Here is a 14,164-nt window from a genome sequence, read left to right as displayed (position 1 = left end):
TCGTACTGCCCCTGCTGGCCCTGCTGGCCATAGCCCTGCTGCTGGTACTGCTGGCCGTACTGTTCGGGCTGCCCGAAGCCGCGCTGCTGCTCGCCACCTGGCTGCTGGCCGTACCCCTGCTGCTGGTCACCGGGCTGGCCGTACCCCTGCTGCTGGCCGAACTGCTGACCGGCCGGCTGCTGCGGCTGCTGGCCCCACTGCTGCTGGCCGATGTCCATTCGGGTGGGGTCGGCGGTGCCGGGCGCCTCGGCGGCGTGCCGTCCCTGGGACGGGTTGAACGCCTCGGTCGGACGCGCGTCCTCGACATTGCTCTCGCCGGGTGGACGGTACAGATCGTCCACCGAGGGCAGGGGACCGGACGACTGCGAACCCGCGCCGAAGCCCGGGTCGGGCGGCGGCACCATCATCGTCCGCTCGTGGTCGACCTTGCCCTGGCCCTGCTGGGGCGCCTCCGACGACCACGGCTCGGGGGTGGACGGCGGCGTCGGCGCCTGCCACGGCTCGGCCGGTGGTTCCTGCCTGCGCTCGGGACCGGTGGCGACCGGAACGTCCGTACCGGGCGACCAGTGCAGCGTGGCCTGGTCGTCCACCACGGGCCGCTGCGGCGGCTCGGGCGCGGCGGCGCCGGGGCCGGGGACGATCACCGTGCGGTCGCCCGAGACGTCCCGCGGCTCGGGCTGCGGCGGCGCCTGCTCGGCGGGCACGCCGGGCTCGGGCGGCGGGAACCCGCCGGGCAGGCCGCCGAACGGCGGCTGCCCGTACTGCGGCGGCTCCGGCGGCGCGCCGTGCATCGGCTGCTGCGGGTATCCGGACTGCTGCTGCGGAGGCTGCCCGTACTGGGGCGGCTGGCCGTAGCCGGGCTGCGGCTGGCCGTACTGCGGCGGCTCACCCGGTGGGACGTACTGCTGCGGGTCCTGCGGGGGCGTGCCGTAGGGCAGCTGCCCGGCGGGCGGCTGCCCGTACTGGGGCTGCTGCTCCTGCGGGCCGCCGTAGGGCGGCTGGGGCGGGGCCGGAGGCTGCTCGCCGAACTGCTGCGGCATCGGCTGCTCGACCATCGTGGGGGGCGGCGGAGGCGGCATGGGCCGCTCCTCCCCGCGCGGCTCCGGCGGTGTGGGGCCGGTCTGGCCGCCCAATTGGGGCGCCCCGAACACCACGGTGCGGTCGCCCAGCGGTCGGGCCGGGGGCTCCTGGCCCTCGGGCGGCCTGGGCTGCCCCTCGTCCTCCGGCAACGGCCGCTGCGGTCCCTGCGTGCCGTCGTTCTCGGTCATCGTCGGGCTCCTTCAGCGCCGTCGTCCCGGGGCTCCTCAGCCCCGGGAGCCCGGAGGCGTATGACGCCGCCTCCGAACCTTCGCTCCTATCACCACGTGGCGGTCTCACCATACGTGGGCGTTCTCGTCCACAGCCTGCCCCGATCGCCCGGAGGATCGCAAATCACCACCTCTGAGACGCCGGACGTCCCCGGTCCGTTCCGCCACGGGCCGTCCGAGCAGCCATGCGAGCGCCACCTGCGCTACCCTGCGCCGCCGGCGCGCCGCGCTCCCCCACGACCTCCCCGACGGCGTCGAAGCCGGCTTCGGTGTGCAGGCCGTCCCCGAACGGGTCATTGGGGGACCTGGCCGTCTTACGTTCGCCGCCCCTCTCCCGGTTCCCGGTGGCAGCCCGCGCCAGCGGCGTCGTACGCGACGACCCCGAAGCGTTGCTGCCCGCGCTGCGAGGGGCCGTCTCACGGACGGCCCCTATATAGAAGGTGTGGTCACCCGCGCTGAGGATCGCCCAGCGCGTCGGCTGACGCCTGCGAACGGTTCGTGGAGGCGTTCGCCTACGCGAACAGCCGGGTCTTCGCCGGCCGGCGGGCCAGAAAGACCTCTACAGCGAAGACGTAGAGAGCATGGGTCTGTCCGAGTCGGTCATCTCCAAGCTGGAGGTGCGCAGGATGCAGCGTCGTATGCGGCGGTCGCCTCGGGCCCGTGTGGAGCAAGGGCGGCCAGTCGGCGCCTCGTCCGTTCGGCTGGAAGGACGACCGGCCGAGCCTCGAACCGCGAGGCCGCACCACCGGCATAGGCGGGCGCCGCACTCGTCGTTGGCCGCCGGGTGACCCGGCGCGGCGGACACCGTGTCACGATCCTGCTGTCAGCGGCATGCCCGGCGGCAACCGACCAGGCGACAAGGGGCGGCGCCCGCAAGCCCTCTATCACCGCACTTTCCAAGTCGCCGCCAACTCGACACGCGAGGCGACGTTCACCTTCTGAAACACCTTCTTCAGATGGAATGCCACAGTGTGCCGGGAGATGAACAGCTGCCTGCCGACCTCGTCGTTGCTGTACCCCTGACTCACGAGATCGGCGACGGCGAACTCCGTTTTGGTGAGTCCATGCGGCAAAATGTCCGCGCATTCCACGGTGCGGACCGCTCCACGGCGCACCCCGAATTCTCGGAGCTTGCTCACCACGCGAGAAGCATCTCGCCTGGCACCGACCGCATTGTACGCCCCCCGGGCTGATTCAAGAACGCGAATTGCCTTGTCCTTTTCGGAGTACCGCTTGGCCAGCAGGCCGGCCATGTCCTCCAGCGCAGATGCCCTGCACCATCGATCAGGGTAGAGATCGGCCGCTTCACGCAATCTGCCGGAGTCTCCCTCCAGCAGGCCGGCGGCGTGCAGGGCCGACCCCCGTATCACTCTGAACCGCGGATGCTCATCAGACGCCGCGAACGCCGCTGCCACCGACATTTCCGCCAGGTCAGGCGCGTCCAGCTTGCCGGAGATGCGGACCAGCCAGGACGCCGCCGCCGGCTCTGAGACGAGAAGCTGACGGAGCACGAAGGGGCTCGTGACGATCCCGGACACGAGATCCGCGGCACTTGCCACTCCGCTACGGGACTCTACGGCCTGAGCCGTCACCCATGCCCCCGCGGCCTGCCCGAAATAGCCCAGCAGGGCTTCGACCGCCAGTCTGTCCACAAAGTCGAAACAGACTCTCATATCTGCTCGACGGAGCGCTCCAAGCGCCATCACGGTATAACAAGGGGCCAGCAGGGGCCGGACGCCGGACCGTTCAGCGATCCGCAGTCCCACCTCTATCTCGGCAATGGCGTCATCGATGCCGCCCATGGCGAACAGCAGCTTGCCTCGCACGGCATGTGACGCGGCGGCCACGCGCGGCGACTCGGGTGCGTCTCTTCGTGTCTTGATGGCATCAAGTGCCCGCCAGCCCGCATCGAGTTCCCCGACCTGGACGAGCAGGGCGACGTACCAGAATTGAGCCAGCCGACAAAGATCGTGGGATTCCTGACATTTGACGGCAGTAGCCTTGACGGCATTCCGCATTGCCGCCTCAAGTCGTCCTTCCGTCCAAGCCAGAACGGAGCACCGAAGCAGTTCCGTGGTCGCACACGACCCTTGCGCCAGATCGTCACCGAATCCAGCGAGAGAACATAGAGAAGATTGCATGCCCGATCCACCTAACGACGATTCACCTCGTAGGTCATACGAGATGGAATCGATCTCAGCAGAGAATACTCACGGGGTTACTGAGTCTGGCGTGGAAGTGGGAGGCGACGGCATCGAGGTCTTACCGAGTGCGCCTCACAGGAACGTTCCTAGAGGAATGACCCCATCGTGGGGTGCACTCAGGAACCATTTTCTTCCTGTGACAGGCGAGTACGCGGTCACCCTTCACCTCTTGCCATAGCCATAGCAGGGAATACTCAGACATCATTTGTGAGTACGGCGACTCTGCCAACCACTCACTACTGGCATGACTTTCCGTCAACCACTCACCACTAGCATAACTTGCCTTGATCTAGAGGTGTCAAGGGGCTGGGCTCCGTTTTCCGGTTCACGATCACCGCGCGACGCACTGAGCTGATTCCGACTTCATCCACCCGGGGACCAAGGGGAAGGGCGGCTTGGACGATGGCGGTCATGCGGTTTGGTGAGCTGCGGACTTTCGCAGGATGTGTCAACTCTTGGGCGCGGCGATGCTCTGCTCGCCGATCGCGGCTGGTGAGCGCGTCGATGATGCCGTGCGTGCCGGCCGCGGCCAGGCCGCGCGTCGAGCCCGAAAACGCGGGTGAAGCCCAGATCAGCCCACCATGCGGGCCGACCGGAAACTGAATGTTCACACCGTTCCGGTGATACTTTCCCCAGCGTCAGCAAAATAAGCGGGTTTGGTGGCTTGACATGGCAGCAACCAGACCTCTGGGGCGACTACTTTCACCCATTAGCGTTCGGTCTTGGGGTGTCACCGATCGAGCCGTAACTCACGGGAGTTGGCGTTTGCCGGAGCTGTGCAGCCGCTCTTTCGCACCCTCCGCAGCCGGACAGGCGAAGGTCTCGTCGCAGCGCGGGTTCCCCCGCAACAGAAGCGTTTGGCCGCCGGGCCGCAGCGCGCGCCATCGTGACCGATCCGGTCGCGGTGACCGCCGATCAGCTCGGCCAGGAAGGTGCGGGCAGCGGGCGGCAGATCCAGCGCGGTCTTCGAATGAATCGAATGCCGATAATCCCTATCGGCGCCATTCCATTATCGGGATGCACGGCCCGTCACATGCGAAGGGTTCCCTCTGCCCTCACGCACCCGCAGGCGACCTCCCCGGCGGGGAGTTCAACGGCGGGCGGTCGGCATCAGACGGCTTCTCCGACACTCATCTCGGTCACGCGCCGCTTGAGCGGCTCCCACCAGCGGCGATTACGCCTGTACCACTCCACGGTCTCGGCAAGCCCGGCGGCGAAGTCGCGCCTTGGCCGGTACCCCAGCTCGTCCCGGGCCTTGTCGTCGCAGATCGAATAGCGCCGGTCGTGCCCCTTGCGGTCGGGGACATGGCTCACTCGGCTCCAGTCACCGCCGCACGCGGCCAGCAGCGACCCGGTGAGCCGGAGATTGGTCATCTCCGTACCGCCGCCGAGGTTGTAGACCTCGCCCGGCCTCCCCTTGGTGCGCACCAGGTCCACGCCGAGGCAGTGGTCTTCGACGTGCAGCCAGTCGCGCCGGTTCAGTCCGTCGCCGTACAGCGGGACGTCGCGCCGGTCGAGCAGGTTGGTGATGAACAACGGGATGATCTTCTCCGGGAACTGTCGGGGGCCGTAGTTGTTGGTGCACCGGGTCACCCGTACGTCCAGGCCGTGGGTGCGGTGGTACGCCAGGGCGATCATGTCCGAGGCCGCCTTGGACGCCGCGTACGGCGAGGTGGGGGCCAGCGGGTCGGTTTCGGCCCTCGACCCGGTCCGCACCGATCCGTACACCTCATCGGTCGAGATGTGCACGAAGCGCGTCACGCCGTGCCGGAGGGAAGCGTCCAGGAGCACCTGGGTGCCCAGCACGTTGGTGCGGACGAAGTCCCCGGCGGCGACGATCGAGCGGTCCACATGCGACTCGGCCGCGAAGTGCACCACCTGATCGGCCTCGGCCATCAGCCTGCCGACCAGGGTGGTGTCGCAGACGTCCCCCTGAACGAACCTCAGGCGCGGCTCGGCGAGGTCGAGATTGTCGATCTTCCCGGCGTAGGTGAGCTTGTCCAGCACGGTGATCCGGGTGATCTCGGGTCCCCCGGCCGGGCCGGGGCCGAGCAGCATGCGCACGTACGCCGAGCCGATGAAACCGGCGGCGCCGGTGACCAGGATTTTCACGGCCAGCCTCCGGGCTGCCGTGCGGAGGCGGGGAGCCGGCCACTGATGCGGGCGCAATCCATCAGATACCGCCCGTACGAGGAGTTCGCCATCTCCTCTCCCAGCCGGTAGCAGGCGTCGGCGTCGATGAACCCCATGTGCATGGCGACCTCCTCGACGCACCCGATCCGGATGCCCTGCCGGCGCTGCACGTCCCGCACGAACAGGCCCGCCTCCAGCAGCGACTCGGCGGTGCCGGTGTCCAGCCAGGTCACACCCCGGCCCAGCCACATCAGGTCGGCCCGCCCCGCCTTCAGGTAGGTGCGCAGCACATCGGTGATCTCCAGCTCGCCCCGGGCGGAGGGGGCGAGCCCCTTGGCGATGTCGACGACCTCGCCGTCGAAGAAGTACAGGCCGGGGATCGCCAGGCTGGAACGGGGGCACTCCGGTTTCTCCTCGATCGCCACCAGCCGGCCCGCCTCGTCCACCTCGGCGACGCCGAACCGCTGCGGGTCGGCGACCTGGTGGCCGAACAGCACGCAGCCGTTGAGCCGCCGGGCGCTGCGCCGCAGCAGGGACGGCAGGTTCGCGCCGTGGAAGAGGTTGTCGCCGAGGATCAGCGCGCTGTCCTCGCCCGCGATGTGGTCGGTGCCGATCCGGAACGCGTCGGCGATCCCGCGCGGCTCGTCCTGCGCGGCGTAGCCGATGGAGATGCCGAGCCGGCCACCGTCACCGAGGAGCCGGCGAAACAGCGGCACCTCGGTGGGCCGGGCGATGACCAGGATGTCGGAGATCCCGGCCAGCATCAGGAGGGACAGCGGGTAGTAGATCATCGGCTTGTCGTAGACCGGGGCCAGCTGTTTGGACCCGACCAGCGACAGGGGACGGAGCCGCGTTCCGTTCCCGCCCGCGAGAATGATCCCCTTCATGGTCGGCCGTTCATCGAAGTATGCTCCTCCAGCAACGCCTCGACCTCCGCATCGGGCCGCAGTGATCCGAGCCCTCTATCAAGATCATGATCGGGGTTCGCAGGCTTCCGGCCTGGTGGCGCGGCCTGCGTTCTCGTTCCGGCGGGATCCCGGACGCCGCGCTCGGTCGTCACCGGCTCGGCCGGCCCGCCGCTTGATGCGAATTTCGTTCAGGTAACACTGGTGATGATCTCCAACTCCCGGCGGTGCCGCCTGCGAAGTCCGCGGGCTCGCTGCACATCTCCCCCTATGTGTCCCAAGCGTGATCAGACTCGCCCACACCGCCCACCGGGGCCATAACCAACTTAAGTAGTCTCACTCGGCCGCCGGGCACGGCCCTACCAGAGCGAGGGATGTCGCGGCACCACCGCGCACTCCGGAGATGTCTCTCGTTCCGAGATTCTTCCCTCTGCCGGCGCCGGATCATGGGTGAGCACCCCAGGGCTCACCTCCTTCTCCAATTCCGTTTGTGACGCCATTCTCAGAACTGATGGCTGATCGGTCGCATCCCGGCGGCTTTAACCGGGTCAGGCGCACGGAACGGTCGCGGTCGTGGCCGCCGGCAGCCAGTCGTCGCCCGAGCCGGGCACCATGCGTTCCACCAGGGCCCGGTTCTCGGGGTAGCCGATGTGGAGGTCGCTGATGGCGAGCAGCCGTCCGCCGCCGCGGCCCGTCCCGGGCATTCCGCGCTCCCTTCAGCGCACGCCGCGAGTCCGCGCCCGCTCAGGGCTCGAAGCCCGGCTCGCACCGCCTCAGATCGCGGCCCCGTGAGGCTCGCCCGCGCCCTGATGGTCCAGCCTCTCCGCCACGATTCCGATCACGCGTTCGCTATGGTCCACGAGGAAGAAGTGGCCTCCCTGGAACACCTGGAGCTCCGTCGGTCCGGTGGTGTGTTCCTTCCAGGCCGCTGCTTCGTCGACCGAGACCTGGGGGTCGCCGTCGCCGGTGAGCACCGTCACCGGGCAGTCCAGCCGGCGGCCGGGTTCGTACCGGTAGGTCTCGACGGCGCGGTAGTCGGCGCGGACCGCCGGGATGATCATTTCCAGTATCTCCGGGTCGGCCAGCATGGCCGCGTCGGTGCCGCTCAGCCTCCGGAGCTCGGCCACGATCCGCGCGTCCGGCTGCTGGTGGAGCCCGCTGGGACGGTGGCGGGACGGGGCACGCCGGCCGGAGGCGAAGAGCCGCACAGGCGGGGGGAGGCCGGCGTCCTGCATGCGCAGCGCGACCTCGTAGGCGAGAACGGCTCCCATGCTGTGCCCCAGCAACGCCATGGGGCGATCGTCGAGATGGCTTATCGCCGCGAAGATCTGGTCGGCCAGGTCGGAGAGGTCGGCGATGTTCGGCTCGTGGCGCCGGTCCTGCCGCCCCGGGTACTGAACCGCCAGCACCTCCACGGCGGGCGCGAGCGCCCTGGACACCGGGAAGAAGAAACTCGCCGACCCGCCGGCGTGGGGCAGGCACACGAGGCGGACTCCGCCGTCCGGCGCCGGGTGAAATCGGCGGACCCATTTTTCGAACTGCTCCGCTGATCGAGGCACAGTCAGAAATTCCCTTCAGAAATCACCCTGGGCACGCTGCCGCCCCATCGCGGATCGGCCGGCGGTCGACGGCGGCACCGTGCCGATCCGGCGACTTGCACGGTCCCCCGTCAGCCTAGGACCGGCGGAACCGGTCGGGCATCCTTCGATCTGATAGGTCATCTCGGCCCCTGACATCTGCGGCCACGACGGCGTCGGCAACCCGCCGGGCCATTCCCGGCGGCCGGGTGGGACTACCTACGTTGGTGATGGCCCCGGCGGGCGGTGTGGGCGAGTCTGATCACACTTACGACCTCATTCGAGCCGCCTCGGGGCCGCACTTTTTCGAACTCGAATGAGGTCCCGCCATCCCGCCGAACCACCGCTAGGAGAACTCCTTGAAGGCTCTCGTTCTCGCCGGAGTCGCCCCGTCCACGATTTTCAGCCACGTCCCGCTCGCCACGGCCCTGCGCAACGCGGGGCACCAGGTCATGGTGACCGCCTCGAACGAGGAGATGATCCAGACCATCGTGGACGTCGGGCTTCCCGCCGTGCGGGTCACGGACCCGGACGTGTCCCTGCAGCAGATCCTCGCGGCCGGCGGCAAGCCGGTGCACGTGCCGACGGATCCGGTCGAGCGCGAGCGCATGTCGGGCGGATGGTACGCGCGGCTGGAGGCCGCGACCCTCGACGCCCTGCTGGCGTTCGCCGAGGACTGGCGCCCCGACGTCGTCATCGGCGGCATGGCCTCCTACGCCGCCCCGCTGCTGGCCACCCGCCTCGGCATCCCCTACGTGCGTCACGCGTGGGACATCCACGATCCTCACCTGATGGACCTCGGGGCGACGGACGACCTGCGCGAGCAGCTGACGGAGCTGGGCCTGGACCGCATCCCCGACCCCGACATGCTGATCGACATCACGCCGCCGAGCCTGCGGCCGCAGGGCGCCGCCCCCGCCCAGATGATGCGGTGGATCCCGGGCAACTCGCAGTGCCGCCTGGAGCCGTGGATGTACACGCGGGGCGCGGGCACGCGGATCGGCGTGACCATCGGGACCGGCGTGGCGAACTACAACCAGTACGACTTCCTGCAGGGCCTCGTCGAGAACATCACGGCCCTGGACGCGGAAGTGGTGGTGCCGGTGACGGAGGACGCCGCCCCCGCCCTGCGCGAACGGCTGAAGGACGTCCGGGCGGGCTGGATTCCCCTGGACGTCCTCGCGCCCACCTGCGATGTCCTCGTCCACCAGACCGGCGGCAGCACCATGATGACGGCGCTGAGCTTCGGGGTGCCCCAGATCCTGATCCCCGACCCCGCGATGCACCGGGTGAACGAGATGGCCCGCCGCCTCGTCGAGTCCGGCGCGGCGCTCGCGCTCTCCCCGCAGGAGGCCACGAGCGAGGCCGTCGCGAAGACCTGCCAGAAGATCATTTCCGATCCGGGGTACGCCGAGGCGGCGGCCGGGCTGGCGGGGGAGATCGCCGCCCAGCCGCTGCCGTCGGAGGTGGCCCGCCGCGTCGAGCGGCTGGTCTGCGGAGCGTCCGCGGGACGCCGTGACTGAGCCGTCCGTCCGCCGGGAGCCGGGAGGGGACTTCCATCGTGACCAAGATTGAGGCTGCGGGGACGTCGCACCTGCTGGCCGCGCGGTTGCAGATTCCACCGGTCCCCTACAGCCATGCCAGCGGATCCTGGGTGTACTCCTCCGACGGGCGGCGCTATCTCGACGCGTCCAGCGGGATCATCAACGTGAACATCGGCCACGCCCATCCCGTGGTGGTCGAGGCGCTGAGGGACCAGGCGGGGATCTGCACGTACGCCAGCGCCGGATCGCTGGCGGCCACCCACATGGAGCAGCTGGCCTCCGCCACGGCGAGGGCCGTGCACAGGCCGGACGACCGGGTCATGTTCACCCCCACCGGCACGTCGGCCGTGGAGGCCGCCATCACGCTGGCGCGGCTGGCGCAGCGGTCCCGGGGCGAGATGGGCCGCCACAAGGTGCTGACGGCGTCGCTCGGCTACCACGGCAACAGCGCGTTCGTGCTCGCGCTGTCCGGCCACCGCTCCCGGCGTCCGCACGAGGACGACGGCTTCGGCATCGGCCCCGCCTTCGACCCGCCCTACCCCGGCCAGCATCTCGGCTGCCCCTTCCCCGCCTGCCGGCCCGAATGCGCGCAGGTCGTGCGCGAGGCCATCGTCGAAGCCGGTCCGGAGAGCGTCGCCGCGGTGCTGGTGGAGACCGTCAACGGCACGACCGGAGGCGGCTACGTGCCGCCGGCCGGATATCTGCGGGCGGTCCGCGAGATCTGCGACGAGTACGGCGTCTACGTCATCCACGACGAGGTGCTCACCGGGCTGGGCCGCACCGGGCTCCCGCTGGGCTCGCACCACACGCCGGGCGCGGAAGCGCACATCGTGACGCTCGCGAAGGGGCTCGGCGCGGGGTACCTCCCCCTCGCCGCCACGGTGATCGCGCCGGACCTGGCCGAGGACATCCTGTCGAGCGGCCGATGGCTGCCCCTCATGGGGACGATGTCGGCGACCCCGCTGCAGGCGCGGGTCGGGCTCGCGGTGCTGTCGGTGCTGGACGAGTTCGGTGCCCTCGACCGCGGCGAGGTGCGCGGCGCGGCCGTGGGCCGGCTCGTGGCGGAGTCGGCCCGGGAGCTGCCGGCGGTCCGGGATGTGCGCGGCATCGGCTACTTCTACGGCATCGAGCTGGCCCCCGGCACCATCCGCGACGCCCTGGAGATCACCAGGAGCAACGGCCTGCTGCTGTACCCGTTCGTCGGCTGGCATCCCGACGGCAGCGGTGAGGGGCTGCTGGTGGCGCCGCCGCTGAACGCCACGGACACCGAACTGGACTTTCTCGGCGAGGCGCTGCGCGCGTCGCTGGTCCGGCTCGGCGAGCACGTGAACTGACCGGGCCAGGGGTGCCCGCCGCGGCCGTAGGCCCGGTGCATTAGGCCCGGTGCCTGCGGAACCGGGCCGGCGACCGTGCTCCACTCGGTGCCGCTCCCGTGAGGTCCGAAGTCCCGCTCGGATGGTTCGCGCGGGCGGCCGTCAGCTCCCGGCCGCCCGCACGTACTCCTGGATGGACTCGATCACGTAGTCGATCATCGGCGTGGTCAGCCCCGGGTACACCCCCACCCAGAAGGTCCGCTCGGTGATCAGGTCGGAGTTGGTCAGCTCGCCGGACACGCGGAACGGCCGGTCCTCGTACGCGGGGTGCCGGGTGAGGTTGCCGGCGAAGAGCCGCCGGGTGCCGATCCGGCGTGACCCGAGGAAGCTCTCCAGCCCGGCCCGGGTGAACGAGGCGTCCGGCAGCACCGTGATGATGAAGCCGAACCAGCTCGGGTCGGAGTCCGGCGTCGGGTCGGGCGGCAGCAGGCCGGGCACGTCCGCGAGGCCGTCGCGCAGCCGCCGCCAGTTGCGGCGCCGGGCGGCGCCGAAGTCCTCCAGCTTGGCCAGCTGGGTGAGCCCGAGCGCGGCCTGCACGTCGGTCGCCTTCAGGTTGTACCCCACGTGCGAGAAGATGTACTTGTGGTCGTAGCCGTACGGCAGCGTTCCCATCTGCTGCTCGAACCGCTTGCGGCAGGTGTTGTCCTCGCCCGGCTCGCACCAGCAGTCCCGGCCCCAGTCGCGCAACTGCTCCACGATCCGGGCGAGCGCCAGGTTGGACGTCAGCACACAGCCGCCCTCGCCGGTGGTGAGGTGGTGTGCCGGGTAGAAGCTGACCGTGGAAAGGTCACCGAACGTCCCCGTCAGCCGTCCACGGTAGGTGGAGCCGACCGCGTCGCAGTTGTCCTCGATCAGGAACAGTTCGTGCCGGTCGGCGATCTCGGCGATCTCGGCCACGGCGTACGGGTTGCCCAGGGTGTGCGCAACCATGATCGCCTTCGTGCGCGGGCCGATGGCGGCCTCGATACGCTCCGGCGTCGGGTTGTAGGTGCCCAGTTCGACGTCGACGAACACCGGCACGAGTCCGTTCTGGATGATCGGGTTCACCGTGGTCGGCCACCCCGCCGCCACGGTGACCACCTCGTCGCCGGGGACCAGCCGGCGGTCCTCCAGCGTCGGCGAGGTCAGCGCGGACAGCGCGAGCAGGTTCGCCGACGAGCCGGAGTTGGTCATGTGCGCCTTGCGCAGCCCCAGCGTGCGCGCGAACTCGCGCTCGAACCTCCGTGCGCTGACGCCGGAGGCGATCCGCATGTCCAGGGCCGCCTCGACCAGGGCGACGCGGTCCTCCTCGTCCAGTGTGGCCCCGGAGACCTGCACCGGCGTGGTCCCGGGCACGAACTCCCCAGGCGCGTTCTCCCGATGGTATTTGCGCACGAGTTCCAGGAGAAACGCCTTGCTCTCCGTCATACCCGCGACCTCCTCGCGTGTTCCCGGATCTCGTCGATCAGCATCGCCTGGCGCAGCATCGCCCGGACGTCCGGGCCGGCGCCCGTCCGGATCGCGGCGGCGAACGCGGCGACGGTCCTGGCGCACTGGTCCTCGGCGGGCAGCGTCATGCGGTCGACCCGGCCCTGCCGCGCCACGGTGATCTCCGTCGCCAGGTCGGCCGGCGGGGTGAACGCCCGGTCGACGCTGAGCCGTCCGCCGCTGCCGTGTACGTGGTAGTCGTTGACGTAGTGGTGGTCCATGCCGAACGTGAGCTGCGCGGTGACGCCGTCGGAGCGGTAGAGCAGCGCGGAACCGCCGATGTCGACGCCGTGCCGCGGGTCGGTCGTCAGGTGCGCACCCGCCACCTCAAGTTCCTCTCCCAGCAGCAGTTGCGCCGCCCGGACCGGGTAGGCGCCGTTGTCCAGCAGCGCGCCGCCGCCCAGGCCCGCCGACAGCCGGATGTCACCGGCCGGCCGGGCGGGAATGGTGAACGTGCTGTGAAAGCCCCTGATCCGCCCCGCCTCCCCGTCGGCCAGCAGCCGCCGGACCCGGTCGTGGCGGGAGTGGTGGAGGAACATGAAGTTCTCCATCAGCACCAGCCTCCCGGCCCTGGCCAGCGCGATCATCTCCGCGGTGTCCTCGGCGGACGTGGTGGCCGGTTTCTCGGTCAGTACGTGCCTGCCGGTTTGGAGCGCCCGCCTGATCCACTCGGCGTGCAGGCCGGGCGGCAGCGGCAGGTAGACGGCCTCGACGTCGGCGCGGTCCAGCAGATTCCGGTAGCCCACGACGGCGTCGCAGCCGAACTCGGCGGCGAACTTCGCCGCCCGTTCCCCGGTCCGGCTGGCCACGGCGACGACCCGCAGGTTCCGGTCCGCCAGGAAGGCCGGCAGCATCCGGCGGCGGGCGATGTCCGCGCAGCCGAGGACGCCGATGCCGATCGTGCCGTTCGTCGCGGCGTGTGCGGGCACATCGCCCCTTCCGTGTCGAGAAAGGTGATCTTGCCTCTTGGCACTTTAGGGAAGGGGCACCCGGCCGGGCATCCCTCGACCTGATAGGACTTCGCGTCCCTGTCCCCGTACGCGCCAGGCCCGCCCGGAGCTATCAGGTCGAGGGATACCGGCCCGGTCACGCCTCTTCTAGCCTGCGAACGGATCACGCGGATCGCTGCCCGCCGGACGGCGGTCGCGCACGCCGCGGCGCCGGGCGGCGAGACGACGGCGGCAGGCCCCGCGCCGGACTGAGAGGTGCCCTTTGAGTGTCGTGCTGTTGCTGAACGGTCCCAACCTGGGTGCGCTGGGCCGCCGCGAGCCGGAGATCTATGGCACCGGCACGCTCGCCGACATCGAGAAGGCGGTCGCCGAGGAGGTCGGCGCCCGGGGCTGGGAGGTCGTCTCGATCCAGCGGGACGGGGAGGGCGAGCTGGTCGGCGCGGTCCACGAGCATCGCGACACCACGGTCGGCGCCATCGTCAACCCCGGCGCGCTGATGATCGCCGGCTGGAGCCTGCGGGACGCGCTGGCGAGCTACGAACCGCCGTGGATCGAGGTGCATCTCAGCAACGTCTGGGCCCGCGAACGGTTCCGCCACGAGTCGGTGATCGCCCCGCTGGCGTCCGGCGCCGTGGTCGGCCTGGGCGCGTACGGCTACCGGCTGGCGGCCCGGGCGTTGCTGCACCTGTGCCCGGACGCCTGAC

At 70.1% G+C, this 14,164-nt stretch carries 12 protein-coding genes; 3 read left to right on the top strand and 9 right to left on the bottom strand.

What is annotated here, in order from left to right; all coding sequences use genetic code 11:
- The 7 genes from AF1_RS18030 to AF1_RS18010 form a co-directional block, all read right to left on the bottom strand.
- Positions 1 to 1,268: hypothetical protein (locus AF1_RS18030; protein ID WP_176579666.1), on the bottom strand; the 1,268-nt coding region annotated here is incomplete at its 3' end.
- 923 nt (positions 1,269 to 2,191) lie between these two features.
- Positions 2,192 to 3,325: a LuxR family transcriptional regulator gene (locus tag AF1_RS18025; RefSeq protein WP_084263059.1), complete on the bottom strand. Its 1,134-nt coding sequence runs from the start codon at positions 3,323 to 3,325 to the stop codon at positions 2,192 to 2,194.
- Positions 3,326 to 3,780: 455 nt separating this feature from the next.
- Positions 3,781 to 4,122, bottom strand: a complete 342-nt coding sequence (locus AF1_RS34530) for a hypothetical protein (protein ID WP_131732789.1) — start codon at positions 4,120 to 4,122, stop codon at positions 3,781 to 3,783.
- Positions 4,123 to 4,621: 499 nt separating this feature from the next.
- Entirely contained in the window at positions 4,622 to 5,623 is a 1,002-nt protein-coding gene (gene rfbB / locus AF1_RS18020; protein WP_067800122.1) for a dTDP-glucose 4,6-dehydratase, read from the bottom strand.
- Positions 5,620 to 6,531, bottom strand: coding sequence for a glucose-1-phosphate thymidylyltransferase RfbA (rfbA, locus tag AF1_RS18015; protein ID WP_067800120.1), 912 nt, complete (start codon positions 6,529 to 6,531; stop codon positions 5,620 to 5,622). Before rfbA ends, rfbB begins: the two co-directional genes overlap by 4 nt.
- A gap of 566 nt (positions 6,532 to 7,097) precedes the next feature.
- Positions 7,098 to 7,253 (bottom strand): hypothetical protein, encoded by a 156-nt coding sequence (locus tag AF1_RS34525; protein WP_207394121.1) that lies wholly within the window; start codon positions 7,251 to 7,253, stop codon positions 7,098 to 7,100.
- 69 nt (positions 7,254 to 7,322) lie between these two features.
- Entirely contained in the window at positions 7,323 to 8,033 is a 711-nt protein-coding gene (locus AF1_RS18010) for a thioesterase II family protein (protein WP_242608919.1), read from the bottom strand.
- Between the two features lie 452 nt (positions 8,034 to 8,485).
- Here AF1_RS18010 and AF1_RS18005 point away from each other — a divergent pair, with 452 nt between their 5' ends.
- Together AF1_RS18005 and AF1_RS18000 are read left to right on the top strand one after the other, a co-directional pair.
- Positions 8,486 to 9,649, top strand: coding sequence for a glycosyltransferase (locus AF1_RS18005; RefSeq protein ID WP_131732788.1), 1,164 nt, complete (start codon positions 8,486 to 8,488; stop codon positions 9,647 to 9,649).
- A gap of 38 nt (positions 9,650 to 9,687) precedes the next feature.
- Complete coding sequence (locus tag AF1_RS18000; RefSeq protein ID WP_067800114.1) at positions 9,688 to 11,004, top strand: aminotransferase family protein; 1,317 nt, start codon at positions 9,688 to 9,690, stop codon at positions 11,002 to 11,004.
- Between the two features lie 141 nt (positions 11,005 to 11,145).
- Here AF1_RS18000 and rfbH read toward each other — a convergent pair whose 3' ends face one another.
- Both rfbH and AF1_RS17990 read right to left on the bottom strand, forming a co-directional pair.
- Positions 11,146 to 12,450: a lipopolysaccharide biosynthesis protein RfbH gene (gene rfbH, locus AF1_RS17995; RefSeq protein ID WP_067800112.1), complete on the bottom strand. Its 1,305-nt coding sequence runs from the start codon at positions 12,448 to 12,450 to the stop codon at positions 11,146 to 11,148.
- Positions 12,447 to 13,439: a Gfo/Idh/MocA family protein gene (locus AF1_RS17990; protein ID WP_084263057.1), complete on the bottom strand. Its 993-nt coding sequence runs from the start codon at positions 13,437 to 13,439 to the stop codon at positions 12,447 to 12,449. Before AF1_RS17990 ends, rfbH begins: the two co-directional genes overlap by 4 nt.
- A gap of 292 nt (positions 13,440 to 13,731) precedes the next feature.
- Here AF1_RS17990 and AF1_RS17985 point away from each other — a divergent pair, with 292 nt between their 5' ends.
- Positions 13,732 to 14,163, top strand: coding sequence for a type II 3-dehydroquinate dehydratase (locus AF1_RS17985; RefSeq protein WP_407642226.1), 432 nt, complete (start codon positions 13,732 to 13,734; stop codon positions 14,161 to 14,163).
- Position 14,164 lies beyond the last annotated feature (1 nt).

Source organism: Actinomadura formosensis NBRC 14204 (assembly GCF_001552155.1).
GTDB lineage: Bacteria > Actinomycetota > Actinomycetes > Streptosporangiales > Streptosporangiaceae > Spirillospora > Spirillospora formosensis.
The sequence above is the reverse complement of the archived record's forward strand: the minus strand, read 5'-3'. Positions and strand labels throughout refer to the sequence as shown.